Annotated in this window: 20 protein-coding genes and 2 pseudogenes; 10 read left to right on the top strand and 12 right to left on the bottom strand. The window is 49.8% G+C overall.

What is annotated here, in order from left to right:
* Positions 1-84 precede the first annotated feature (84 nt).
* On the bottom strand, positions 85-876 hold the full coding sequence (locus tag HV350_RS12320; RefSeq protein WP_047417340.1) for a YdcF family protein: 792 nt from the start codon (positions 874-876) through the stop codon (positions 85-87).
* An 85-nt stretch (positions 877-961) separates the two neighbouring features.
* Complete coding sequence (gene hrpA / locus HV350_RS12315; protein ID WP_181630569.1) at positions 962-4864, bottom strand: ATP-dependent RNA helicase HrpA; 3903 nt, start codon at positions 4862-4864, stop codon at positions 962-964.
* A gap of 201 nt (positions 4865-5065) precedes the next feature.
* Between hrpA and azoR the strand changes: the two genes are divergently transcribed.
* Positions 5066-5671, top strand: a complete 606-nt coding sequence (azoR, locus tag HV350_RS12310) for an FMN-dependent NADH-azoreductase (RefSeq protein WP_006684422.1) — start codon at positions 5066-5068, stop codon at positions 5669-5671.
* 43 nt (positions 5672-5714) lie between these two features.
* Here azoR and HV350_RS12305 read toward each other — a convergent pair whose 3' ends face one another.
* The 4 genes from HV350_RS12305 to HV350_RS12290 all read right to left on the bottom strand — a co-directional run bounded on the left by HV350_RS12305 (position 5715) and on the right by HV350_RS12290 (position 9186).
* Positions 5715-5900, bottom strand: a complete 186-nt coding sequence (locus HV350_RS12305) for a hypothetical protein (protein ID WP_016153181.1) — start codon at positions 5898-5900, stop codon at positions 5715-5717.
* Between the two features lie 127 nt (positions 5901-6027).
* Positions 6028-6351, bottom strand: coding sequence for a YdbL family protein (locus HV350_RS12300; RefSeq protein WP_049282415.1), 324 nt, complete (start codon positions 6349-6351; stop codon positions 6028-6030).
* Between the two features lie 7 nt (positions 6352-6358).
* Positions 6359-6550, bottom strand: coding sequence for a YnbE family lipoprotein (locus tag HV350_RS12295; RefSeq protein ID WP_016153183.1), 192 nt, complete (start codon positions 6548-6550; stop codon positions 6359-6361).
* Positions 6547-9186 (bottom strand): YdbH family protein, encoded by a 2640-nt coding sequence (locus HV350_RS12290; RefSeq protein ID WP_181630567.1) that lies wholly within the window; start codon positions 9184-9186, stop codon positions 6547-6549. Before HV350_RS12290 ends, HV350_RS12295 begins: the two co-directional genes overlap by 4 nt.
* A gap of 690 nt (positions 9187-9876) precedes the next feature.
* On the opposite strand from HV350_RS12290, the gene HV350_RS12285 reads away from it, so the two are divergent.
* Positions 9877-10866, top strand: a complete 990-nt coding sequence (locus HV350_RS12285; protein ID WP_003833196.1) for a 2-hydroxyacid dehydrogenase — start codon at positions 9877-9879, stop codon at positions 10864-10866.
* Positions 10867-10978: 112 nt separating this feature from the next.
* Positions 10979-11398, top strand: a complete 420-nt coding sequence (gene hslJ / locus HV350_RS12280) for a heat shock protein HslJ (protein ID WP_046274558.1) — start codon at positions 10979-10981, stop codon at positions 11396-11398.
* A gap of 13 nt (positions 11399-11411) precedes the next feature.
* Here hslJ and HV350_RS12275 read toward each other — a convergent pair whose 3' ends face one another.
* On the bottom strand, positions 11412-11678 hold the full coding sequence (locus tag HV350_RS12275; RefSeq protein WP_003020360.1) for a DUF333 domain-containing protein: 267 nt from the start codon (positions 11676-11678) through the stop codon (positions 11412-11414).
* Between the two features lie 274 nt (positions 11679-11952).
* Between HV350_RS12275 and nifJ the strand changes: the two genes are divergently transcribed.
* The 5 genes from nifJ to HV350_RS12250 all read left to right on the top strand — a co-directional run bounded on the left by nifJ (position 11953) and on the right by HV350_RS12250 (position 19259).
* Positions 11953-15477, top strand: a complete 3525-nt coding sequence (nifJ, locus tag HV350_RS12270) for a pyruvate:ferredoxin (flavodoxin) oxidoreductase (protein ID WP_019076849.1) — start codon at positions 11953-11955, stop codon at positions 15475-15477.
* 367 nt (positions 15478-15844) lie between these two features.
* Entirely contained in the window at positions 15845-16978 is a 1134-nt protein-coding gene (gene ompC / locus HV350_RS12265; protein WP_016156616.1) for a porin OmpC, read from the top strand.
* Between the two features lie 145 nt (positions 16979-17123).
* Complete coding sequence (locus HV350_RS12260) at positions 17124-17336, top strand: KTSC domain-containing protein (RefSeq protein WP_016153189.1); 213 nt, start codon at positions 17124-17126, stop codon at positions 17334-17336.
* A gap of 81 nt (positions 17337-17417) precedes the next feature.
* On the top strand, positions 17418-17852 hold the full coding sequence (uspF, locus tag HV350_RS12255; RefSeq protein WP_016153190.1) for a universal stress protein UspF: 435 nt from the start codon (positions 17418-17420) through the stop codon (positions 17850-17852).
* 516 nt (positions 17853-18368) lie between these two features.
* Positions 18369-19259, top strand: coding sequence for an EcsC family protein (locus HV350_RS12250; RefSeq protein ID WP_131379373.1), 891 nt, complete (start codon positions 18369-18371; stop codon positions 19257-19259).
* Positions 19260-19407: 148 nt separating this feature from the next.
* On the opposite strand, the pseudogene HV350_RS12245 reads toward HV350_RS12250, so the two are convergent.
* From HV350_RS12245 to HV350_RS12230, 4 genes and pseudogenes are all read right to left on the bottom strand, one after another.
* A pseudogene (locus tag HV350_RS12245) lies at positions 19408-19589 on the bottom strand (transposase); the annotation flags it as partial.
* Positions 19590-20377: 788 nt separating this feature from the next.
* A complete protein-coding gene (locus tag HV350_RS12240; RefSeq protein ID WP_131345884.1) occupies positions 20378-20983 on the bottom strand; it encodes a serine acetyltransferase in 606 nt (201 codons plus the stop codon).
* A 353-nt stretch (positions 20984-21336) separates the two neighbouring features.
* Positions 21337-21717, bottom strand: a complete 381-nt coding sequence (locus HV350_RS12235) for a hypothetical protein (RefSeq protein ID WP_181630565.1) — start codon at positions 21715-21717, stop codon at positions 21337-21339.
* Between the two features lie 243 nt (positions 21718-21960).
* Positions 21961-22599: a hypothetical protein gene (locus HV350_RS12230; RefSeq protein ID WP_181630563.1), complete on the bottom strand. Its 639-nt coding sequence runs from the start codon at positions 22597-22599 to the stop codon at positions 21961-21963.
* Positions 22600-23095: 496 nt separating this feature from the next.
* On the opposite strand from HV350_RS12230, the pseudogene HV350_RS12225 reads away from it, so the two are divergent.
* Positions 23096-23456: pseudogene (locus tag HV350_RS12225) on the top strand (site-specific integrase); the annotation flags it as partial.
* A gap of 49 nt (positions 23457-23505) precedes the next feature.
* The gene (gene ttcA / locus HV350_RS12220) at positions 23506-24441 is read left to right on the top strand and encodes a tRNA 2-thiocytidine(32) synthetase TtcA (protein WP_016153195.1); all 936 of its coding nucleotides are present in this window, start codon (positions 23506-23508) and stop codon (positions 24439-24441) included.
* 49 nt (positions 24442-24490) lie between these two features.
* Here the strand turns inward: ttcA and dbpA are convergent, their stop codons facing one another.
* On the bottom strand, positions 24491-25864 hold the full coding sequence (gene dbpA / locus HV350_RS12215) for an ATP-dependent RNA helicase DbpA (protein ID WP_181630562.1): 1374 nt from the start codon (positions 25862-25864) through the stop codon (positions 24491-24493).
* Positions 25865-25880 lie beyond the last annotated feature (16 nt).

Here is a 25880-nt window from a genome sequence, read left to right as displayed (position 1 = left end):
GTCTGGCAAAGTGATGATGAAGGGAAAAAACAGGTGTGATTTTTGCCCGTTTGCCGCAAAACGCCGACAAACGGGCAACAGGAATTACAGAGAGCGGCTCTCCAGTAAGTCAGTCAGCACGATGTCATTTTGCAACTGCTGCCAGGCTTGCTCAACGTTCTGAGGAATATCAACATGGGCAATAAAATCGCGGCCACAAGGCCCATAACCGGTGGCATCATCACGCAGGCGAGGAAGTTCACCGGTTATGAGAGACAGATAGCGATCCACTGACCACAAACCTTCTGCTGCTGGCACAAAATCCACGCCGTCTTGCTGTTGGGCCAGCTCAGGGATGAATCCAGGGAAACTCAACCAGCGCGGCGCATGCGGCTCATCGCGGGTTACGCGCTGAAAGGTTGCCATCGTGCGACGTTGCATAGTGGGATCCTGTACCACAATGACGGTATGAATACTTTCCGTCGCCTGATTCAATAATGCACAGCTAAAACGGGCATTCTCACCGCAGTTTGTTGACTGGTCTTCCACCCAAATCTTCTCCCCCGGGATTTGCCAGAACTGATGTGCGATATCGGCAAGGATCGCCGCTTCCGCGCGTCCGGTGGTACGAATGATGTTGTAACGAGGATGCTCTGCAATCGCGTCATACAAAAATCGTGTGGAGTGACCGATGCCACCGCTAATCAACAAGGGAACCTGTTGCTCTTTCGCGATCCGGCAGGCGGCATCGATGGTCGGAATAACCGCGTTCCCTGCCAGAATCACGCAATCTGACTGAACGGTGATATTCCCCGTAAAATCATTCTGCGCCAACCATCGCCCTACGGTATTGATCGCCGCAAGCGTGGTTGCGGAAAGTGTCGGAAACTGGCTCATACTCATGACTCCTGATCTTAATACTTTATCGGGTTGCATACCGGGCGGTGACGTCACCTTACCCGGTATGCTGTCTGGTACCGATTTATCCCGAAATTTGCTCCATCGCCTGCAAAATACGTTTATCGGAAATCGGATACGGCGTACCAAGCTGCTGGGCAAAATAGCTGACGCGCAGCTCTTCTATCATCCAGCGGATCTCTTTGACATCGTCATCTTCACGGCGCGCGGGAGGCAGTTTATTGAACCACTGCTGCCAGGCCTGCTGCACGCTATCCACTTTCAGCATCTGCGCACGGTCACGATGCGGGTCGATAGCCAGTTTTTCCAGACGCTTTTCGATAGCCTGCAAATAACGCAGCGTATCGCCCAGACGCTTGAAACCATTGCCGGTAACAAATCCACGGTACACCAGCCCGCCCATCTGCGATTTGATATCCGCAAGCCCCAGCGCCATGGTCATATCCACGCGCCCTTTCAGACGTTTGTTGATATTAAACACCGCGGTCAGAATTTGTTCGACCTGCTTAGCAATATCCACCACCGTATCGTTCAATTCAGCCCGCACTTTCTCATGCAGCGCCGCAAAGCCTTCTTCGGTCCACACCGGACCACCGTTGGCGTCGATCAGTTGATCCACACCACAGGATATACAGTCGTCAATCAAATCCAGCACTTTACCGTACGGGTTAAAATACAGCCCCAGCTTGGCTTTGTTGGGCAGTTTCTCATGCAAATATTTGATTGGTGAAGGAATATTCAACAACAACAGGCGGCGTAAACCGCACCACATCGCCTGCTGTTGCTCCAGCGGGTTATCAAACAGTTTGATGGCAACGCTGTCACGCTCATCCACCAGCGCTGGCCAGGCTTTTACCTTATAGTTACCGCGTTTTTGCTCGTAACTCTCCGGAAGCTGACCGAAGCTCCAGATGTGCAACCCGCTCTGTTCGATACCGTCATCCGCCACCGCAGACAATGTTTCCTGAACTTTACCCTTCAGTGCGTCTTTCAGATCCTGCAGCGAACGTCCTTCCTGCAGCTTTTTGTTCTTATCATCCACTACCCGGAAGGTGATTTTTAGGTGATCGGGCACCTGATCCCAATGCCAGTCTTCACGGTCAACGGTCACGCCGGTCATGCGGCGCAGTTCACGCTCCAGCGAGTCCAGCAGCGGCAGTTCCAGCGGCGTGACGCGGCCTAAAAACGCTTCCGCATAGTTCGGCGCGGGCACAAAGTTGCGTCGTACCGGTTTCGGCAAAGACTTAATCAGGGCGATCACCAGTTCACGGCGCAGCCCCGGAATTTGCCATTCAAAACCGCTCTCTTCGATCTGATTGAGCAGCGGGAGCGGAATATGCACGGTCACACCGTCCGCATCGGCCCCGGGTTCGAACTGGTAACTTAACCGTAGTTTGAGATTGCCCTGATGCCAGAAGTTCGGGTAATCCAGCTTACTGATTTTTTCCGCGCCCTCTTTGATGAGCATGCTCTTTTCAAAGTTGAGCAGATCCGGCGTTTCACGGCTGATCTTTTTCCACCAGCTGTCAAAGTGACGCGCGGAGACTACATCATGGCTGATGCGTTGGTCGTAAAACTCAAATAGCGTCTCATCATCAACCAGAATGTCGCGACGGCGCGATTTGTGCTCTAACTCTTCCACCTCTGCGCGTAACTTCAAATTGTCACGGAAAAACGCATGGCGCGTTTGCCAGTCGCCTTCCACCAGAGCATGGCGGATGAACAGTTCACGCGACAACGCGGGATCGATCTGGCTGTAGTTCACCTTACGAGCTGCAACAATCGGTAAACCGTAGACGGTAACCTTTTCTGTTGCCATCACTGCGCCCTGCGCACGTTCCCAGTGCGGTTCACTGTATGAACGTTTGATCAGATGCTGGGCAACCGGTTCGACCCACTCAGGATCGATGCGTGCAGCAATACGTCCCCACAGGCGGCTGGTTTCCACCAGCTCCGCTACCATCGTCCACTTCGGCGGTTTTTTAAATAGACCAGAGCCTGGGAAGATCGAGAAGCGAGCGTTACGCGCCCCGGTAAATTCCTGTTTATCGGCATCTTTCATCCCGATATGTGACAGTAAACCGGTCAGCAACGCGACGTGGATCTCTCTGTATTCAGCGGGTTCGCTGTTAACAGGAATCCCCAACTCTTTCACCCCCTGGCGCAGTTGCGTGTAGATATCCTGCCATTCACGCACGCGCAGGTAGTTCAGAAAATCAAGTTTGCACTGACGACGGAACTGGTTTGACGACAGCGCTTTCTGCTGCTCGCCGAGATAGTTCCACAGATTCACAAATGCAAGGAAATCAGACTCTTTGTCGTGGAAACGGCGATGTTTTTCGTCGGAAGCCTGCTGCTTGTCCATCGGGCGCTCGCGCGGATCCTGAATAGACAGCGCCGAGGTGATAATCATCGCCTCACGTACGCAGCCATGTTTTTGCGCTTCCAGCACCATGCGCGCCAGACGCGGATCCACCGGCAGTTGCGAGAGCTGACGGCCCAATGGCGTCAGTTTGTAAGCGGTTGCCTGTTCGTCGGTGGTTATTGCCCCCAGTTCTTCGAGCAGGCGTACACCGTCCTGAATGTTACGTTTATCCGGTGCTTCAACAAACGGAAACGCCGCGATATCGCCCAGCCCCAAGGCGGTCATCTGCAAAATAACGGACGCCAGGTTGGTACGCAGGATCTCCGGGTCAGTAAACTCCGGGCGCGACAGGAAATCGTCTTCGGAATACAGACGAATACAGATCCCCTCCGAAACACGACCGCAACGGCCTTTACGCTGGTTGGCAGAGGCCTGCGACACCGGTTCAATCGGCAAGCGCTGAACTTTGGTGCGGTAACTGTAACGGCTGATACGCGCAGTACCCGGATCAATCACATACTTGATCCCCGGAACGGTCAGCGAGGTTTCCGCCACGTTGGTCGCCAGCACGATACGGCGACCGCTGTGCGACTGGAACACACGGTTCTGCTCGCTGTTGGAAAGACGCGCATATAGCGGTAGCACTTCGGTATGGCGCAAATCCAGCTTATTCAGCGCATCGGCGGTATCGCGGATTTCGCGCTCGCCGCTCATGAAAATCAAAATGTCTCCCTGACTTTCACGGCCTAACTCATCTACGGCATCAAAAATTGCCTGCAATTGGTCACGCTCGGTGTCATCTGCGTCTTCAACAATTGGACGATAGCGAACTTCCACCGGATAGGTTCGACCAGAGACTTCGATAATCGGTGCATTATTGAAATGCTTTGAAAAACGCTCCGGATCGATGGTCGCCGAAGTGATGATAATTTTTAGATCCGGACGGCGCGGCAGAAGCTCTTTCAGATAGCCGAGCAGAAAATCGATATTCAGGCTGCGCTCATGCGCTTCATCGATGATGATGGTGTCGTACTGCATCAGCAGCCGATCCTGCTGGATTTCCGCCAGCAGGATACCGTCCGTCATCAGCTTAACCATGGTGTTGTCGCTGACATGATCGCTAAAACGGACTTTATAACCGATACAACCGCCCGGCTCGGTTTGCAGTTCTTCTGCAATACGGTTCGCCACGGTACGCGCCGCCAGACGACGCGGCTGGGTATGGCCGATCAGCCCTTTTACCCCGCGCCCGAGCTCCATACAGATTTTGGGTAACTGAGTGGTTTTCCCTGACCCCGTTTCCCCGGCGACAATCACCACCTGGTTATCGCGGATCGCTTCCAGAATATCCTGTTTTTTCTGACTGACGGGCAGGTTTTCCGGGTAGCTGATGACCGGACGCGCGGCTTCACGCAGCACAACTTTACCTGCAGCGTGATCAATCTCTTTTGCCATCTCCTGGTAAATGGCCTGTTGTGCATCAGGATTTTTAACCTTCTTCACGCCCTGCAGGCGGCGGGCAAAACGCTGTCTGTCACGCAGCATCAGTGAATCCAGCTGTTGCTGCAACATGTTGAAGGTTAATTTTTGTTGTTCTGTCATAGCGTTAAAAGGCAGTGCTCTGCCGGGTTAAATCTCTTTTAGATGATAGGTATAGAGTACCACATCAGCGCTTTTCATGTGTTGTTCAATAATTTCGAACATAGGATTCGATATATTGCGCTATCACTGCGACAGGATTGTGAATAAAGTGTCAACAAGCAACGGGGCACTCCCCCTTCAAACACATAAAAGGAAACACCCATGAGCAAGGTATTAGTTCTTAAATCCAGTATTCTGGCAGGGTACTCTCAGTCTGGTCAGTTGTCTGATTATTTTGTTGAACAGTGGCGTGAAAAGCACTCCGCTGATGAAATCACCGTCCGTGACCTGGCTGCAAATCCTGTTCCGGTACTGGATGGCGAACTGGTGGGTGCGCTGCGCCCGAGCGATGCACCGCTGACACCGCGTCAGCAGGAAGCGCTGGCGTTGTCCGATGAGCTGATTGCTGAGCTGAAAGCGCATGATGTGATTGTTATCGCCGCGCCGATGTATAACTTCAACATCCCAACCCAGCTGAAAAACTATTTCGATCTGATTGCCCGTGCAGGTGTGACTTTCCGTTATACCGAGAAAGGTCCGGAAGGTCTGGTGACGGGTAAACGAGCAGTCGTGTTGACCAGCCGTGGTGGTATCCATAAAGATACGCCGACCGACCTGATCACGCCGTATCTGAACGTATTCCTGGGCTTTATCGGCATCACCGACGTGAACGTCGTCTTTGCTGAAGGCATTGCGTACGGCCCGGAAGTGGCGTCCAAAGCGCAGTCCGATGCGAAAGCCGCTATCGACAGCGTCGTCGCTGCCTGATAATTCACCCTCTCACCATCCGGTGGGAGGGTTTCTCCAGCATTTACTTCTTTACCTGCACCTGTTTACCGTGAATGCGGTTAATATCGCGCCAGATGGTTGCATAATCTCTGCACTTCGCCAGATTCTCTTCCCAGCAATGCAGCAAAAATTGTTCTGGCTCGGCAACATCCCGGCTTAACAGCTTGAATATCCAACGATTCCAGACATACCACTTGAAAAGCCACATGATTTCACTCCGCAACGCGACCGGTGTTGAACTATATCAGCCTCAGTTTGATGCCGTGTGGCAACTATTGCGATGTCGATGAATAAGTCAGCGTCGTGCCTCTCTGGTTGTGTGCAGAGAAGATTTATTATTTTCTCAACCACTTACCATTGATGCCCTGGACGTACTCCCCTGGTTTAGCCCGAGCGACCAGCTTTTGTCCGGCCATTTTCGCCACTTCATCTGGAGGAATGTTATTGCTCTCAGCCAGTTGCTGATAGCTGACGCTGCGTGCTTTATTAATCTCACTCACCAGCGCCTGCGTTTCGGCGTCGGTTTGCAATGCCACCAGATAACCATTAAGCGTTTCGCCCACCCGCCCCTGGGATCTGGCTTCATTCAAGGTCAATGCCCACCCATTGCCACTGAATAAACTCAATGCCACCAGGATCACTGCAAGCTGTTTTTTCATCGTGACCTCAGAACAAATCGCTGCGCGATTTTAATAAGCTCTCAACGTCTTTATCGACTTTGATATGGATCTCATGCTCGATTTTGACGTTCATATTAATAGTGATCGGCTCTTTAGGCGCAGCCACTTCGATTCTGGGTGTGCACCCGCTCAGCAGAGATGAAGCCAGCAGACCCAGCATGGCAGCTATCGTTTTCATTGTTGTTCCTCACATTCCTTGCCTTCCGGGCAATGGGATTCTGGCAGCGCTGCATTTTGTTCAAGCCATGCCTGTAAATTGTCGCCAAAACGCAAACTACGCCATAGCGTAAAGACGTTTTCCTCATGGGTGTAATTCAAATTAACCGTCCCCACTTTGCCATCCACCCGGCTATTGCCAGTTACGGTTGCCTGCATGGTTAAGACACCGAGATTATCCAAATTTATTTTCGTCCAGGAATGGCTTATTTCCATATAACGCAGCCAGTTAATGGCCGCACCGGCTGCCATATTATCTTTGACGACGGCATCCGCCGTGTCTTTATCAATACGCAGCGTCATAGGTCCCGGGTTGGTCAGCCAGCCGTCTTTAATGATCCACTTTTCGTTATCCAGCCATAACGGCAACGCACCGCTGACCGGGCCAGACATGGCGAATTGCTTGGGATTAACCGCGCTGATAAGCTCGCTGGAAGAGATATTCTGCACCCGTAATAATGCCGGATCGTGCTGCGGCATCCGCAGTTGTTGCATGATGACTTTGCCCCCCAGCAGTTCGGCGCTGACATCGCTTAACAGTAACGGATTGTCTTCACTCCAGGGATACGCCCCCTGTAGATCGGCGGCGATATTTTTCACCGTCACCTGATTCACCACTTCCGCAATACGCAGTGAAATAGGTCCACGCGTACCCAGTTGCCATGCGCCTTCACTAAACCGGAAAGGCAACACAAAATCGACGCCATTAATTTGGTTATCGGGCATCCAGGCGCTACCGCCTTTTAATACCCCATGGCCGCCCGCTTCAAAGCCCTGTTCCGGGGCAGCGGAAAACGCAACCTGCGCATACAGTTCACCTTCACGTAGCTTCATTTTCCAGTCTGGTGGGATGAGCGGTTGGAATACGGTGAGCGATTGTTTTGGCCACCAGGCCTGTCCGCGCAGGCGGATCCCGTCCCAACGGCCATTTACCTGTACTGGACCTATCGCGCCCGCGTGAAGCTGTCCTTTAAACTGGAAAATCGTCGGGTCGGTGCCTTCCACGCTGAACTTCAGGGTTGACGGCGGTAACACGCTCCCCCCGGTAAAAGTGGTGTTCCCTGCGTCCAGCGACAGCGCGCCGCTAAAAGTCGGTTTGTTGGCATCCCGTACCCAGACGATCGGCTCGTCCATCACCAGGCGTGGGGTTTCTACCTTCATGGTGCCGTATTGCAGGTGGTCAAATCCGGTGGAGAGATCAAAAAGCTTCAGGGTGTTGTCATGCCATTCGCCCTTACCCGCCACGTCCCAACGCGCATGCATTGGCGTAAAGCTGCCTTTGCCCCAGTACCGCCACTGCCAGCGACCCGCGTCAGGGAGAAAATCATTTGCCAGACCATCCAGATGCAATTCAAAACCGCCCATCTGGTTTTCATGCGCGCGCAATATAGCCTGCAGACGGCCATCTACGCCGCGCTGCGTTACTTTTACGCCCGCCAGCGGCCAGCGAATTTCGTCAATATCCAGCGAGTCAATCACCCGTCCACGCGAACGCAGCAGCGCTCCTGGCTCGAAAGCCAGCTGCGGGTCGTTCAGGCTTCCGGTGAGTCTGGCGGGTAATTTGGCGTAGAAGATCAGGTCACCCTGTTTCGCCTCGCCTATCAACTGTAACGGCATGTCGCTACTATCCACACCCAGCTTACCCGGCCCCAGCGTTAATACGGCGTTTCCTTTACCTGCATCGCCTTGGGTCAGTATGTTCAGACGCCCGCTCACCACCGCATTTTCCAGCCCGGCCTGCCAGTTTTCAACTTTCATGCCCAACCGCCCGCTGAGCGGGAATCCCTGATAAGGCCAGTTCCAGCGACCGTCGCTGATGGTTAATTGCTGGCGGGTTATTTCCCACGGAAGATCGAGCAACGGATCGGCATTGTCCCGCGCCATAACGATCAGTTGTCCGCTGTTTTCTTGCCACTCCAGTTCGGCGTCCACCAGTGAGGGCTCCTGCGGCAAGCTCAGAGTAGCAACCGCATGACCGCTCACCGGTAGTCCATCAGGAACCAGCGGCATGGTAAATTCACCGACCAGTTTTACCGGCGGTTGCCCTTCAAATGCGGCTATATCCAGCTCATTTACCGTGAGATTTTGCCCGTGCAGATGCCCCTGGAATTTCACTTTTTCACCCTGGTAGCGCAGTTGCTGGGTCGATGGCGTTAGCGAGAGAGACAGTTTTCCCTGCCACTCCTGCCAGGGGGAGAGAATAACTTTGTCGATGTTAATCCAGGTATTGGGCAGCATCGATTGCCATTCAGCCAGCGTTTTGGGCGCTGCCGGAGACGCTTCTGTCTGCGGTAATTTAGCCAGGCAAGCGGAATCCAGCTCAATTGTCCCGACATTAAGCAACCAGCGGCTGGGATGGGAAAGATCGGCCTGAGTAATGCGCGCTAGTGGGCAATCATCGACCAGATAGCGGAGTTCCGGGATATGCAGCCCATGCCGTGTCAGCCGTGGGCTCTCATCCAGCGCGATGCGCGTGCCAACAGGTAACCAGACGCCCACCAGCGTAGGAACCCACAGGCCAAGCGTCATGACCAACGTCAGCGGCACGAGAATCAATAATAAGAGAAGTGCCAGAGCGGCTTTATATTTACCCTTCATGGGTAGTTAATATCCTGATTTAGCGAAAATTTAAGCCGGTTTAGGCCAGTATTGTGGCATGTTTAACAGGATATGCCCACATTAAGAATAAATTCCCATGAAGTATGTGCACTATTTATCAATCAACGAGAATTAATAAAATAATAATCAATTCAATAAGATAGTGCATTATTTTATATGGCACGCTGTTACACGTGCCGTCGGGAATATAAAGAACTCAGACTCAATGAGGCCTCAGTTCTCCATCGCTATGTTTAGGTCCTAAACGACCAGCTTCTATCAGAATTTCCTCAATGAGCTCTTCGAGGCACTCCCTACCATGATGATCGCAGACCAGATGTACCTGCCGGGAAATCTCCTCAGGTTTCATACCATCACATAATGCCGCCTTAAGCATTAAGGTGGCCCATCGCTTTGCTTCAGAGTGAGTTAACATGACCCCTCCCGATATTTGCTACCTGTATAAGCGTAGCTGTCTGGATGTGATTCGGCTGGCTTTTTACCTGCATCGATTACGGGTATTGAGTTGGACGGAAAAATATCCAGTTGTTGAAATTGAGTAACCTGCCCACACTAACAACAGATGCGCTGAAATTATTCATTACGCCTATGACTATCAATAACTTTTTAGATTTTGTAAAATAATTTGAATTGGATTAATGTGACGTCAAAATCACTGGAGAAAGTCTTATGAAACTCGCCATCTATAGTACAAAACAGTACGACAAGAAGTATCTGCAGCAGGTTAACGAGGCTTTTGGTTTTGAACTTGAATTCTTTGACTTTCTGCTGACGGAGAAAACAGCCAAAACAGCCCATGGCTGTGAAGCCGTCTGTATCTTCGTCAACGACGATGGCAGCCGCCCGGTTCTGGAAGAGCTGAAAAAGCATGGCGTGAAATATATTGCGCTGCGTTGCGCCGGCTTCAATAACGTCGATCTCGACGCGGCAAAAGAGCTCGGCCTGCAGGTCGTCCGTGTGCCAGCCTATTCACCGGAAGCCGTCGCTGAACATGCGATTGGCATGATGATGACGTTGAATCGCCGTATTCACCGCGCCTATCAGCGTACTCGTGATGCCAACTTCTCTCTTGAGGGGCTGACCGGCTTTACCATGTATGGCAAAACGGCTGGGGTGATCGGTACCGGTAAGATTGGGATTGCGGCACTGCGGATCCTGAAAGGTTTTGGGATGCGCCTGCTGGCGTTTGATCCCTACCCAAGCGCTGCCGCACTGGAGTTAGGCGTTGAATATGTCGATCTTAAAACGCTGTTCGCGGAGTCCGATGTCATCTCCCTGCACTGTCCGTTAACACCGGAGAATTATCACCTGCTCAATCACGAAGCCTTTGAGCAAATGAAAAATGGCGTGATGGTTATTAACACCAGCCGCGGGGCATTGATCGATTCACAAGCCGCTATCGATGCGCTGAAAAACCAGAAAATTGGTTCTCTGGGTATGGACGTGTATGAAAACGAACGCGACCTGTTCTTTGAAGATAAATCCAATGACGTGATTCAGGATGATGTGTTCCGCCGCCTGTCGGCCTGTCATAACGTGCTGTTCACCGGTCACCAGGCGTTCCTGACGGCCGAAGCATTGACCAGCATTTCTGAGACAACGCTGCAAAATCTGGCACAGATCTCCAAAGGCGAAACCTGTCCAAACGCCCTCTTCTAATCCCTATGCTCCCCTGGATTCAGGGGGGCATTTTCAGATAATCACCGATGCTAAAATCTTCAGTATCATTATTATATTGAATATATTCCCGTCACAAACGTAGAGAAATTGAATGAAAAAAGTTGTCACGTTGATTGCGCTCAGCATGCTGATGGCTGGCTGTGTGAGCAATGGAAAAGTTTCCGTCAATCGCGAACAGTTGCAGCATCACCGCTTCGTTTTGCAGAGCGTGAATGGTAAAGCCGTCACCGTCGCTAATAACCAACCCGAATTGAGTTTTGGCGAAAACATGACGGTATCGGGAAAGATGTGTAATCAATTCCACGGTCAGGGCAAACTGTCCGACGGCGAGTTGAAGGTTAAAGATATGGCGATGACCCGCATGATGTGCGCCGATCCACAGCTTAACGCGCTCGACGGGATCGTCAGCGACATGTTTAAGCAAGGCGCACAGGTCGATCTGACTGCTGACCAGTTAACACTGGCGACAGCAGAACAAACACTGACGTATAAACTCGCGGATTTAATGTAGGAAACGCGGTGGCTTAATAGTTGCCACAGCTTCCGGCGGCAAGCGACTGCTCACTACAGCGTTTGCCGTTGGGTAACGCACACATTCCGATAGCTGAACCATCCAGCTGACGGGCAACGGAGAGCGAACCACCAATCATGGCGCAATTAGCTTCTCCAGAACTGGACATTGCGGCCTTCATCCCCGGTGCGACATGCGCGGCGGTTGCCTGCTGAACAGGTTCACTACTACAAGCCGATAATAATAACGCGGCACACCCTACCCAAAACGCTGCGCGCATCTTACTCCCCTCTGAATATTAACCAAACGACACAGCCATAAATAATAGGCAGCGGAAACACCGCCGTCGAGAGGCAATATGCGCATTTATGCGCACTGTTTACATTTTCTGGCAATTTTTTGGCTGCTCCTTTGATCAAACCATTCATTCTGTTTATTCGGGGGACACAAAAGCGAAAATCTGTCTTTAGCGCTTTTGCTAAACTAAAAGGATAACTACAGGATTCGCCGCTGTTACGCGTGTCCCTTTTTTTGCGCAATGTAAGGGTGTCAGTATGATCACAATTGACGGTAATGGTGCGGTTGCTTCGGTCGCATTTCGTACCAGCGAGGTTATCGCCATCTACCCGATTACGCCCAGTTCGACGATGGCTGAACAGGCGGATGCCTGGGCCGGGAACGGGCTTAAAAACGTGTGGGGGGATACCCCTCGTGTCGTAGAAATGCAGTCGGAAGGCGGTGCGATAGCGACCGTTCACGGCGCGTTGCAGACCGGTGCGCTCTCTACGTCGTTTACTTCATCGCAGGGCCTGTTGCTGATGATCCCGACGCTGTACAAACTGGCCGGTCAGTTGACTCCGTTTGTGCTGCACGTTGCGGCGCGTACGATTGCCACTCACGCATTATCCATCTTTGGCGATCATTCCGACGTGATGGCGGTGCGCCAGACGGGATGCGCAATGCTGTGCGCCAGCAGCGTTCAGGAAGCTCAGGACTTTGCGCTAATTTCGCAAATGGCCACCCTGAAAAGCCGGGTCCCGTTTATTCATTTCTTTGATGGTTTCCGCACATCGCATGAAATTAATAAAATAGTGCCGCTGGCCGATGACACAATCCTCGGGCTGATGCCGCAGGCGGAAATTGATGCTCACCGCGCGCGCGCACTCAACCCAGAGCATCCGGTTATTCGCGGTACGTCTGCGAACCCGGACACCTACTTCCAGTCACGCGAAGCAACAAACCCGTGGTACAACGCGGTTTACGATCACGTAGAACAGGCGATGAACGATTTCGCTGCTGCGACGGGCCGTCAGTACCAGCCATTTGAATACTACGGTCATCCGCAGGCAGAACGCGTCATTATTTTGATGGGCTCGGCGATTGGAACCAGTGAAGAAGTCGTCGAAGAGCTGCTGGCACGCGGCGAGAAAGTTGGCGTTCTGAAAGTGCGTCTGTTCCGCCCATTCTCTGCCAGACATTTACTGCGCGCCCTGCCGGAAACGGTACGGAGCATCGCCGTCCTGGATCGCACCAAAGAGCCCGGCGCGCAAGCTGAACCGTTGTATCTGGATGTAATGACCGCGCTGGCGGAAGCCTTTAACTGCGGCGAACGAGAAACGCTACCGCGCGTGATTGGCGGGCGTTATGGCCTTTCTTCCAAAGAGTTTGGCCCGGACTGCGTCATGGCGGTCTTTAATGAGCTGAGTAGCGCGAAGCCGAAATCTCGCTTTACGGTCGGTATCTATGATGATGTCACCAACCTGTCGCTACCGTTACCGGAAAACACCCTGCCCGGTACCGCGAAGCTCGAGGCACTGTTTTACGGGCTGGGCAGTGACGGTAGCGTGTCGGCCACCAAAAACAACATCAAGATTATCGGTAACTCTACGCCGTGGTATGCGCAGGGTTATTTCGTCTATGACTCGAAAAAAGCAGGCGGTCTGACGGTTTCTCACCTGCGCGTTAGTGAACAACCTATTCGTTCAGCGTATCTGGTGTCGCAAGCCGATTTTGTTGGTTGTCACCAGTTGCAATTTATCGATAAGTATCAGATGGCTGAGCGCCTGAAACCTGGCGGTATATTCCTGCTTAATACCCCGTACAGTGTGGATGAAGTCTGGACACGTCTGCCGCAGGAAGTTCAGGCTGTTCTGAATCAGAAGAAAGCGCGTTTCTACGTGATTAATGCGGCCAAAATCGCCCGCGAGTGCGGTCTGGCTGCTCGTATTAACACCGTTATGCAGATGGCGTTCTTCCATCTGACGCAAATCTTACCAGGCGACAGCGCTCTGGCTGAATTGCAGGGTGCGATTGCGAAAAGCTATAGCAGTAAAGGGCAGGATCTGGTTGAACGTAACTGGCAGGCGCTGGCCCTGGCGCGTGAATCCGTCGCCGAAGTGGCGCTTCAGCCGGTTGACTCACATAGCGCTAATCGCCCACCGGTGGTTTCTGATGCCGCACCTGATTTCGTGAAAACCGTCACCGCGGCAATGCTCGCCGGTCTGGGCGATGCCCTCCCCGTTTCAGCGCTGCCGCCAGACGGCACCTGGCCGATGGGCACCACGCGTTGGGAAAAACGCAATATCGCTGAAGAGATCCCCATCTGGAAAGAAGAGCTGTGTACCCAGTGTAACCACTGCGTAGCCGCTTGCCCGCACTCGGCTATCCGCGCCAAAGTGGTTTCACCAGAAGCGATGGAAAATGCCCCTGCCAGCCTGCATTCTCTGGATGTGAAATCACGCGATATGCGCGGTCAGAAATATGTCCTGCAGGTTGCGCCAGAGGATTGCACCGGGTGTAATCTGTGCGTCGAAGTATGCCCGGCGAAAGATCGCCAGAACCCGGAGATCAAGGCCATCAATATGATGTCGCGCCTTGAGCACGTGGAAGAAGAAAAAGTTAACTATGACTACTTCCTCAATCTGCCGGAAATCGATCGCACTAAACTGGAACGCATTGATATTCGTACCTCGCAGTTGATAACACCGCTGTTTGAGTACTCTGGGGCCTGCTCTGGCTGTGGTGAAACGCCGTATATCAAATTGCTTACGCAGTTGTACGGCGACCGCATGCTGATCGCCAATGCGACCGGCTGTTCATCAATTTATGGCGGTAACCTGCCCTCAACGCCTTATACCACCGACGCCAATGGTCGCGGGCCTGCGTGGGCAAACTCCCTGTTTGAGGATAACGCCGAGTTTGGGCTGGGCTTCCGCCTGACGGTGGATCAGCACCGTGTACGCGTCATGCGTTTAGTGGAACAGTTTGCCGATAACATTCCGGCTGAACTGAATGACGCCCTGCACGCTGAAGCTACGCCAGAGGTGCGCCGTGAGCAAGTTGCAGCACTGCGCCAGCACCTGAAAGATGTCGAAGGCGCACAGCAGTTGTTAACCGATGCCGACGCGCTGGTCGAGAAATCTATCTGGCTGATTGGCGGTGATGGCTGGGCTTACGATATTGGTTTTGGGGGACTGGATCACGTCCTGAGCCTGACCGAGAACGTCAATATTCTGGTTCTGGATACCCAGTGTTACTCCAATACAGGCGGACAAGCGTCGAAAGCTACACCGCTCGGGGCCGTCACTAAATTTGGTGAGCATGGCAAGCGCAAAGCTCGCAAAGATCTTGGCGTCAGTATGATGATGTACGGGCACGTGTATGTTGCACAAATCTCTCTGGGCGCGCAGTTGAACCAGACGGTGAAAGCTATCCAGGAAGCGGAGGCCTATCCAGGTCCGTCGCTGATTATCGCCTATAGCCCATGTGAAGAGCATGGTTACGATCTCGCACTAAGCCATGATCAGATGCGTCAGCTCACGGCAACCGGGTTCTGGCCGCTGTACCGCTTTGATCCACGTCGAGCAGATGAAGGTAAGCTGCCGCTGGCGCTGGACTCTCGGCCACCGTCAGACGCCCTGGCCGAAACATTGCTTAACGAGCAGCGCTTCCGCCGCCTGAATGCCCAACAGCCAGAAGTCGCAGAACAACTCTGGAAAGACGCCGCAGCCGATCTGCAAAAACGCTACGACTTCCTTGCGCAGTTGGCTGGAAAAGCGGAAAAGAGCGGTACCGAGTAATGCGTTTATCTCAGTATTAACCTGGAACTCAAAAAAAAAGCCCGAACGGTTGTTCGGGCTTGTCAATTTATTCGCTGGCTAATTAATAATAGCTATCAATACGTCAACGAAAAATAAAACGTGACAATAAAGGCATATAACACGCGCAGAATAGCCCAACACACTTCACTTGTATAATTTTTATTTTATATATTTACCATCCATACATTCACCAAAATTATCATCATTTCCGTAGAATTATTTCTTTAAGGTTTTACTTAAGGCGTAACAATTCATATTTATCCCTTTACGGAACTTCTCCTTTAGCATGCTTTTACTCCCTACATGGGTAGTCACAGGTTAATAAAAAAACTAAAGGATTATTTCAATGAACAGAAAAGTACTGGCTCTCGTAATTCCTGCCCTGCTGGCTGCAGGCGCTGCTCACGCTGCTGAAGTTTATAATAAAGACGGCAACAAATTAGATCTCTATGGCAAAGTAGACGGCCTGCATTATTTCTCTGATGACGCTAACAGTGATGGCGATCAGACTTATATGCGTATGGGCTTCAAAGGCGAAACTCAGGTTAACGATATGATCACCGGTTACGGCCAGTGGGAATATCAGGTTCAGGCTAACGGCACCGAAGGTGATAAAGGTGACTCCTGGACTCGTCTGGCATTCGCAGGTATTAAAGTCGGCGACTACGGCTCATTCGACTACGGCCGTAACTACGGCGTAATGTACGACGTTGAAGGCTGGACCGATATGCTGCCGGAATTCGGTGGCGACTCTTACACCAAAGCAGACAACTTCATGACCGGTCGTGCGAACGGCGTGGCGACCTACCGTAATACCGACTTCTTCGGTCTGGTTGACGGTCTGAACGTGGCATTGCAGTACCAGGGCGCGAACGAAAATCAGTCACCAGAGCAGGAAGGCACCAATAACGGTGGCGACGATCGTAACATGAAGAACTCCAACGGTGACGGCTTCGGTATCTCTTCGACCTACGATTTGGGTATGGGTGTAAGCTTCGGTGCAGCATATACCTCTTCTGACCGTACTAACGAGCAGGTTAACGATTCTACCGCGGGCGGTGATAAAGCTGACGCGTGGACAGTCGGTCTGAAATACGACGCGAACAACATCTACCTGGCAACCATGTACTCCGAAACCCGCAACATGACCCCTTATGGTGGCTCAAACGGTAGTGATAATACGATTGCCAACAAAACTCAGAACTTTGAAGTGACTGCACAATACCAGTTCGACTTCGGTCTGCGTCCGGAAGTTTCTTTCCTGATGTCTAAAGGCAAGGATCTGGGTGTAAACGGATCTGATGGCGACCAGGATCTGGTGAAATATGCATCCGTAGGCGCTACTTACTACTTCAACAAAAACTTCTCCACCTATGTTGATTACAAAATCAACCTGCTGGATGAAGATAAAAACTTCTACAGCCAAAACGACATCTCTACCGATGACGTAGTAGCACTGGGTATGGTTTACCAGTTCTAATCCGTCAGCCCGCTGGCAACAGCGGGCTCTCTTTATGTTCTAACAATTCTGTTTTATCCAGATCAAAACATTATATCTGTTGCGCTAAAACACATCTCTGATAGATGATATCTTGCATTAAGACCTGTAGTAGAGGATACCTGCAATGAATCATCATCCTGTAAAATCATCCCGTATTGCATCCGTCGGCTATGACGAATCCTCCCGCACGCTAGAAATTCGCTTTCACCAGTTGTCTACTCTGCAATATCAGCATGTCCCTGCTCGTATTTTTCGTGATTTCCTGAGCGTCGTTTCTAAAGGTCGATTTTACGATGGAGTAATAAAAGGGAAGTTTCCTGAAATAAAAATAAAGTGATGCCAAAATGTGATCTTTGTCATTGTACATAAAGTGCCATTACGCGGTAAGCTTTGGGTGGATACTTAAACAGGAGGTTTTATGAACAGAACGATTCTTGTACCCATCGATATTTCAGACTCAGAATTAACTCAACGTGTTATTGCCCATGTTGAAGCAGAGGCAAAAATTGACGATGCACAGGTTCATTTTTTGACCGTAATTCCGTCACTGCCCTATTATGCTTCCCTGGGATTGGCCTACTCGGCAGAGTTACCGGCCATGGAAGATCTGAAAGCCGAAGCAAAATCTCAACTGGAAGAGATTATCAAGAAGTTCAATATCCCAACGGACAGAGTGCACGTTCATGTCACAGAAGGTGCGCCAAAAGATAAGATTCTGGAGATGGCCAAAAAATTACCGGCTGATATGGTCATTATTGCCTCACATCGACCTGACATCACCACCTACTTGCTGGGGTCTAACGCCGCAGCCGTGGTGCGTCATGCGGAGTGTTCGGTACTGGTAGTCCGCTAAGCTGTCTGGCCCGCACATCGCTGCGGGCTTTTTGTTTCTACCTCTTATACCCCACGATTCCTGTCCTAAATGTGCTGACATTTTTCCCGCTTATCCGTACCATACACGCCACAGTTTTTATATCAGACTTCTTTTGCCGGACTATCCGGCGTGATGCATACTCTTCTGATGCCACACTATGAATTGAGCCTCTATTAAATGTCGCAAAATCAAGATATTAGTTGGGATAAACCGCCACTCATTAATACTCTCGTTTAGACTGCAGCCACCAGCAAAATGTTTAAACCACTCACCCAGCTAGTCCAGCCAATATGACGCAGCATTACATGCCTAATCTTAAGTATTCTTTTCCATCAACTAACCTCACCATTCTGTATGATTCTTAGCCTCCTCCTTTGCTTTTGCCGTCTGTTTTCAAAAGGACTTAAAAATACTCATCTACACATTTTTATTGCCGATAACTTTAGTATCAAACTCACGTCATAAAATACTGATGGCCGGCAGGCGAGGAATAACATGAAACTGATCAATTACGATAAAAATGCACTTCAGCAAATCCACGACTGGAAAAACCCACAACGCGGTTTTCTGGCTAAATCATTTGATTTAATCAGTAAACCTCTTAACAGCGCCGGAGAGTTGATGCTTTCTACACCGGTCGTCGGCGAAGCCATTCAATCTTCTGTGCAGGGTCTGGTGGGAGTCTGTAACGATGCCGCACTGTGGTCAGTGCGACCAGAGGCGATTTTCGAAGAGTTCCGTAATGACGGGCATGTCCACATCAATCGATATGAAGATATTGAAACGTTGCGTCTTGAGGACATCGATAAAACCGTTGGCTGGCTGGCAGCTAAGTATAAGGGCATCGCACTGGCGGAAGGTGCAGGCACGGGCATGATGGGGATTGCAGGGATGGCTATCGATATACCTACTCTCATTACATTGAATCTACGAGCCATTGGCGAATATGCGACGTATTACGGTTTTGATATCACCCGTCAAGAAGAACGACTTTTTGCCTTTAATATTTTGGGGCTATCTTCTGCTTCATCGACTATGGCGAAAAATGTCGCCATGGCACAACTGGTAAAAATATCGCAACAGGTCGCCAAGAAAGTGGTCTGGGAAGAGTTGGAAAAACAAGTGTTTGTGAAGATTATTAAGCAGATTGCCAACAGTCTTGGGATTCGACTCACCAAAGCAAAACTAGCTCAAACGATTCCCGTCGCAGGCGCGGCCGTTGGCGGAGGTTATAACGCCTATTTCACCAGTAACGTCTGCGAAGCGTCCTACCATCTATATCGTGAGCGCTTCCTGGCGATGAAATACGATCCGTCTGTGATTGATCTCACGGTAAAGCCTGCGGATGATTTTTTCCCCGGCGACAGCGATCCGGTTTTCGAATGAGCAGAATATCCTCCGGCATAGCCGGAGGTTTTTCTGATACGCCTATCAGGCTCTCTTACCAGCCGCGTCCTAACAGGCATATACGATCTGACATTTGCATCAAACTTAATTAATTACGGCCAGTAAACGGGCTATCCGGATACGAGAGTTATAACTGCTCATACAACATCAGACTGCTTTCCCCTTTCAGATCTCCCATAAAGCCGGATACGCTCATCTTCGGTAGGATTTCCAGAAGTATATGGATGTGATCCGCACACATTCTGCTTCTAGAACATTCACACTTCTCTATTCGCACAGCTTTCTTAAGATGCTGCCAATCGCTTTACGGAACCTCCAGCCTAGCTGGAGGTTTTCTGTGCACAATGAAAAAGGCCGCCATGTGGCAGCCATTATTTATCTATTTTCAACTATCAGACAAAAATCACATCAGATGATTGCCTGGAAGTGTGATGCTTAAGCAAAACTACAGTGCGATTAAACAAAAAAAAACCGCTGCTATCACGGTACACAGCGGTAAATAAACTAATTTATTATGGTAATTATAACTACGAGTTAACTATTGCATATATGAATAACCACTTCAAACATAGGAATTAATCACTTTTGGACATTGTGTTGTTCTCTCACTCTTATGCCCCGTAGTGAGGATTGGTTGCGGTGGCCCTGCGTATAGACTAAGGGGGATAAAATATGTACTATTGCCTTCCTTCAGAAAAATAGAATGCTCACCCGTTGTTATTATGAAAATCATCCTCGTTACGATGTTATCATCACTAATTCTCATAGCTGGGTGTGATGAAAAAAAAGAAGTTAAAGTAGATGCTGAATGCTACTTTTCATCCACGAAATCAAGTGCTCGCCATTTCACGGATGGTAGCGCTACTGAGCTTGAGCTGGATTACGAGGGTAATAAAATGAGTGGTTGCGCCTGGGTGAAGAGAGTGACTGATTCCATATCAGATGCTACATGCCATGAAGTAAATCCAGATTAAAACTAAGTTAAACATGCCGCATTAAGCGGCATGTTTAACTGTTCAGGGCACGACTGGTTTCGACGGCATAATCCGGGTTGATTGGCACTCACTAATGCCTCAACGAACGGCGCTAGTGCCGAGTTAACTCTCGCTATCTCTTTTATGCAACAGAGGAGCTTTATTCATAACATCAGGAACACACCCTGTTTTAACAATAATGCCTGGGTTACCAATGACAACTGAATAGGGAGGGATATTGCCTGTCACAAATGCTCCCGCAGCAATTTTACTCCCGCGACCTATAATAACCCCACCTACAATGACAGCATTTGGACCAATCCAGACATCATCTTCAATAACTGGGTAGCCTGTTACGCGGCTTCCATTTTCTAAAACTTTATCGCGTTGGCCGATAGTTACACCATGAAACAAAGTAACGTTCTCTCCAATTTTGGCTTCCGGTGATATTACTATCCCCCACCCATGAGTAATCGCCAGCCCTGCACCAACCCGTGTTCTTGATGGAAAGTCCATTGACCCCATATGAGCAGACCATCGATGTAATACTTTAAATGGGTATAACATTAGGCGGAATGGTGTTCTAGAAACGGCGCAAAATTGGCATAACCGCATGAATACGATGATGCGGAAGGTTCTGCGGGTTAATGTGCCAACAAAGAGTTTTCTCCATGAGAAATAACCAAATTCGCGGTGAGTATCGGCTTTAATTTTGTCGAATGCCATCATGTTATCTCGTTGTAGAACGAATCAAATCTGATTTGTGATTGTTGATATTAAAATCCCCCATACTCACTATAGCCATTAAATTCAAATAGATAAGGCACATCCATAACTAAAAGTAGTAGGTATTAAAGGGATTATTACTACTACCACCTAAGCAAAATTCACAGCGCCTACTATTAATATCTGTTTTTTGACTACACACTATTGAGCAACGTCGCTATTTTTTGTCGTTCCGCGTGACCATTTCCTGATAACGCGGATCGGATGCTTTTGGCAGTGCCAGACATCGAATCAACTGTCAGCAACCCTCCCTTTAGATGATCGACATCCGACTCGGCATCGTTTAAAATTTAATATTACTCTGAAGTATGTTTATCAGCAATTGCCTTCATGAATGCGGTTGAACAAACATTCCCTAGCTGCTCTACCACAAATAGGTTACCTGTTTTTTTAGCGGCCATAGTTACCCTCGAATGTTCATAGGAGAATGAGTCATTCTTCGCTGCAACAGTACATGCGTCCCAAACATCACCAGCAGTTTTCTCGATGTTGGACATAAATTCCAAATCCGTTTCCTCGCTTACTTTTGGGCTGGATGACGCTATCATCAATACTGCCAAGTCTATAGCCTGTTGCCTGGTTGGCAATGGGGACATGCCGAGTAGGTAGTCTCCCTCTGCGTAAGAAGTAAATGATATAAAAAATGTTAAGAGGAGTAGTCTCTTAAAGAGCAGCATTAAATTACCTCGTAAAATACACCATGAATCTTCTCGACTACCTTAGCTAAATAATAAAGCTCAGGCTGCAACGCGAGTCTGACACAATTCCGGAAAATTTACTCTCATCAGCGCTTCCGCATCTTACCCCGATAGTCCTTGCCGGTGATGTACCACTCCGGGAAGCCCTGCCTCTTGGGCTGGAGTTTCAACAATCTGCAAGCGGTCACTAAGAAAAAGGTGTTCATTGAGCGACTTCATTCATTATAGTGGGCTGTTTTCATCCAGCTTCGTAATCTTCCAGATGTCGCCACTCGTATCATCTATACGCCAGAAAGATTTGTTACCGGCAGTCCCCCCCAAGGCATATTCAACTAACACAAGGATGTTCAACTTCTTGTTGTCCTTAGCAACAAAGGAATAATAGTTATCGATAAAGTAGCCGGTAGACTGCGTGGTTGACAACGCCCTGCCTCCAGTAACTTTTAAATCAGGAGTGTAATCCTGAATGCTTTTGTCAGCATATTCTGTTTGTACCTTCTGCGCGAGTTCGTCACTAATCGTATAGGCGGCTTTTGCTGGGAAATGTTTCAATACGGAAACCAAATCAGGTTTTTTGCTATCACTCTTCAATAGTCCATTTTTTATCACTGTTGCAGAAAGCCAACAACCGAACAATGCATCTTTAGCATATCTATAATCTGGGTCAGATAGGTCGGGTAACTCCTTGACACTCTCACCAGAATTATGCAAAGCGACAAAATCTGAACAAGATGATAATTTCGCCTGATTTCCATCACTCAAAACAACTGTTAATGGTGAATTATCGATAATGAGTTCATTAGCAGCAGAACTGTTAAAACTAAAAAGTAACGTCGCGATGACTACAGCAATATATTTCATATAATCTCCATACGTGAGATACGATCATTTTCATCCTTCGATATCATAAAGATAATAGCGAAGAAAAAATAGTTTTTATTTTTACCCTGCACATAGATTTATCAGCACACCCAGCACTACGTTTATTGGAGGCCACAATAAAAGTTAACTTATCAACATTAAGCTCATTCAACACTTATTTCAAAATTCTAAACAATTGTAGCCTGATCACTTACTAAGCAATAGTACACAATTCTCTTGATTGTAGGCTGCCCCCCGTTTTTAGGTATTGTAGGTTCGTTTGGGTCGTAAATATTGCCTGCGCGCTGAGTTTCAACCATAGTTATCCATTGAAGGATACGTCTGACAAGAATCCGTTTATCTGTCCAGATTCTTTCCGTCATGAAATACCACGTCATAGGGATTATACTTCCCATAAGTTTGGGTCTATATTCCTCGTTCGGAATATTATGATATATGCACCAATACTATCAGCGTATATAGTCGCTAGTTTTGAGTGCGCATCCTGATCATCGGAAATTTCGGATCACCAAAGACAGATGCCGGGATTAGAACGATAAAACTACTGGAGCCAGCACTGGATGCGAAAAGGAGAGCAAAAAACTTACTACTCTATGAGTAGCATAAGTGCCAGATGGAACGCCGCTGTAAAACGTGCTGGTATTCGTCGCCGTAATCCGTACCATACGCGGCATACTTTTGCTTGCTGGCTGTTATCGGCTGGAGCGAACCCATCATTTATAGCTAATCAGATGGGGCATGAAAACGCGCAGATGGTATACGAAATTTACAGTGCATGGATTGAAGAACTGAACGGCGAACAGGTGAAAATGCTCAACGCCAAACTTGCCCTGTAAAAAATTTTTGCCCCTTATATGCCCCTTTTGGAGTCAGAGACAGTAAATAATGCAAGAAAATCAACAAGTTACAAAGAAAGAACAATACAACCTGAACAAATTGCAAAAACGTCTGCGCCGTAACGTGGGCGAAGCCATTGCCGACTTCAATATGATCGAAGACGGCGATCGCATTATGGTGTGCCTTTCCGGGGGGAAAGACAGCTATACCATGCTGGAGATCCTGCGTAATTTGCAGCAAAGCGCCCCGATCAGTTTTTCCTTAGTTGCGGTTAACCTCGATCAGAAACAACCTGGCTTCCCGGAGCATATTCTGCCGGAATATCTGGAACAACTGGGCGTGGAGTATAAGATTGTCGAAGAAAACACCTACGGGATCGTCAAAGATAAAATCCCTGAAGGCAAAACGACCTGCTCGCTCTGTTCTCGCCTGCGTCGCGGCATTCTGTACCGCACGGCAACTGAGTTAGGCGCCACCAAGATTGCGCTCGGTCACCATCGCGACGACATCCTGCAAACGCTGTTTTTAAACATGTTCTACGGCGGGAAGATGAAAGGTATGCCGCCGAAACTGATGAGCGATGACGGTAAACATATCGTTATCCGTCCGCTGGCTTACTGCCGTGAGAAAGATATCGAGCGTTTCTCCGAAGCGAAAGGTTTCCCGATTATTCCATGTAATCTGTGCGGCTCACAGCCTAACCTGCAGCGTCAGGTCATTGCCGATATGCTGCGCGACTGGGACAAACGCTATCCAGGGCGTATTGAAACCATGTTCAGCGCAATGCAGAACGTTGTACCTTCACATCTTAGCGATATCAATCTGTTCGATTTCAAAGGTATCAGGCACGGTTCAGAGGTTGTGGACGGCGGTGATTTAGCGTTCGATCGTGAAGAGATCCCGTTGCAGCCTGCGGGCTGGCAGCCAGAAGAAGATGATGCTCAACTGGATGAGCTGCGCCTGAACGTCGTGGAAGTGAAGTAAGTCGATAGTTCCGGATAAGCGGAGCGCCATCAGGCGCTCCGACGAGTGGTTATTTCAATAACCGAACCCGGCAAGTCTTGCCTTTTATCTTACCGTTTTGCAATTGCTTCCATGCCTTATGCGCTACAGTCTGGCGAACAGCGACATAGACATGCGCCGGATGAACGGCAATTTTGCCGATATCGGCGCCTTCCAGACCAATATCACCGGTCAGCGCGCCGAGAACATCGCCGGGACGCATTTTAGCCTTTTTACCGCCATCAATGCATAACGTCGCCATCTCAGCTTCCAGCGGCAGGATTGGGCCGTTAGCTGGGGCTGGCAGCCAGTTCAGCTTCAGTTGCAGCATTTCAGAAAGAATATTGGCCCGCTGCGCTTCTTCCGGTGCACAGAAGCTTATCGCCAGACCACTGTTGCCGGCACGTGCGGTACGCCCGATACGATGGACGTGGACTTCCGGATCCCACGCCAGTTCGAAGTTAACCACCAGCTCAAGTGATTTAATATCCAGACCACGCGCGGCCACATCGGTAGCAACCAGAACGCGCACGCTGCCGTTGGCAAAACGCACCAGCGTCTGATCGCGATCGCGCTGCTCAAGATCGCCATGCAGTGAGAGAGCGCTTTGCCCCGCCGCATTCAGTGCGTCACATACGGCTTGACAATCTTTTTTGGTATTACAAAAAACTACGCATGATGCAGGTTGATGCTGACTGAGCAATTTTTGCAGCAGCGGAATTTTGCCGTGGCTGGAAGTTTCGAAAAACTGCTGCTCAATCGCCGGCAGCGCGTCAACGGTATCAATTTCGATCGTTAATGGATTTTGTTGCACCCGGCCACTAATGGCGGCAATGGCTTCCGGCCAGGTCGCAGAAAACAGTAAGGTCTGACGCGAAGCTGGCGCAAAGCGAATGACATCATCAATCGCATCGCTAAAGCCCATATCCAGCATGCGATCGGCTTCATCCATCACCAGCGTATTCAGGGCATCCAGAGAAACGGTGCCTTTTTGCAGATGGTCGAGTAAACGACCCGGCGTGGCGACAATAATATGTGGCGCATGCTGCAGGGAGTCACGTTGTGCGCCAAAGGGCTGCCCACCGCACAACGTTAAGATCTTGGTGTTAGGCAGAAAGCGCGCTAAGCGACGCAGCTCACCCGCCACCTGGTCAGCAAGCTCGCGCGTTGGGCACAGCACCAGGGACTGCGTCTGAAACAGCGCGACATCAACATGCTGTAATAATCCAAGACCAAAAGCCGCCGTTTTGCCACTGCCGGTTTTAGCCTGCACGCGAACATCTTTCCCCGCCAGAATTGCCGGTAACGCAGCAGCCTGAACAGGCGTCATTTCAAGATAACCCAGCTCGTTAAGATTCTCGAGTTGGGCAGCAGGTAAAACATTCAGGGTTGAAAAAGCGGTCACAATTTAATCTCGCGGT

Origin of the sequence: Citrobacter sp. RHBSTW-01013, assembly GCF_013781985.1 — a bacterium.
In the GTDB taxonomy this organism is placed as follows: domain Bacteria; phylum Pseudomonadota; class Gammaproteobacteria; order Enterobacterales; family Enterobacteriaceae; genus Citrobacter; species Citrobacter braakii.
This window is presented reverse-complemented; position numbering and strand designations above follow the sequence as displayed.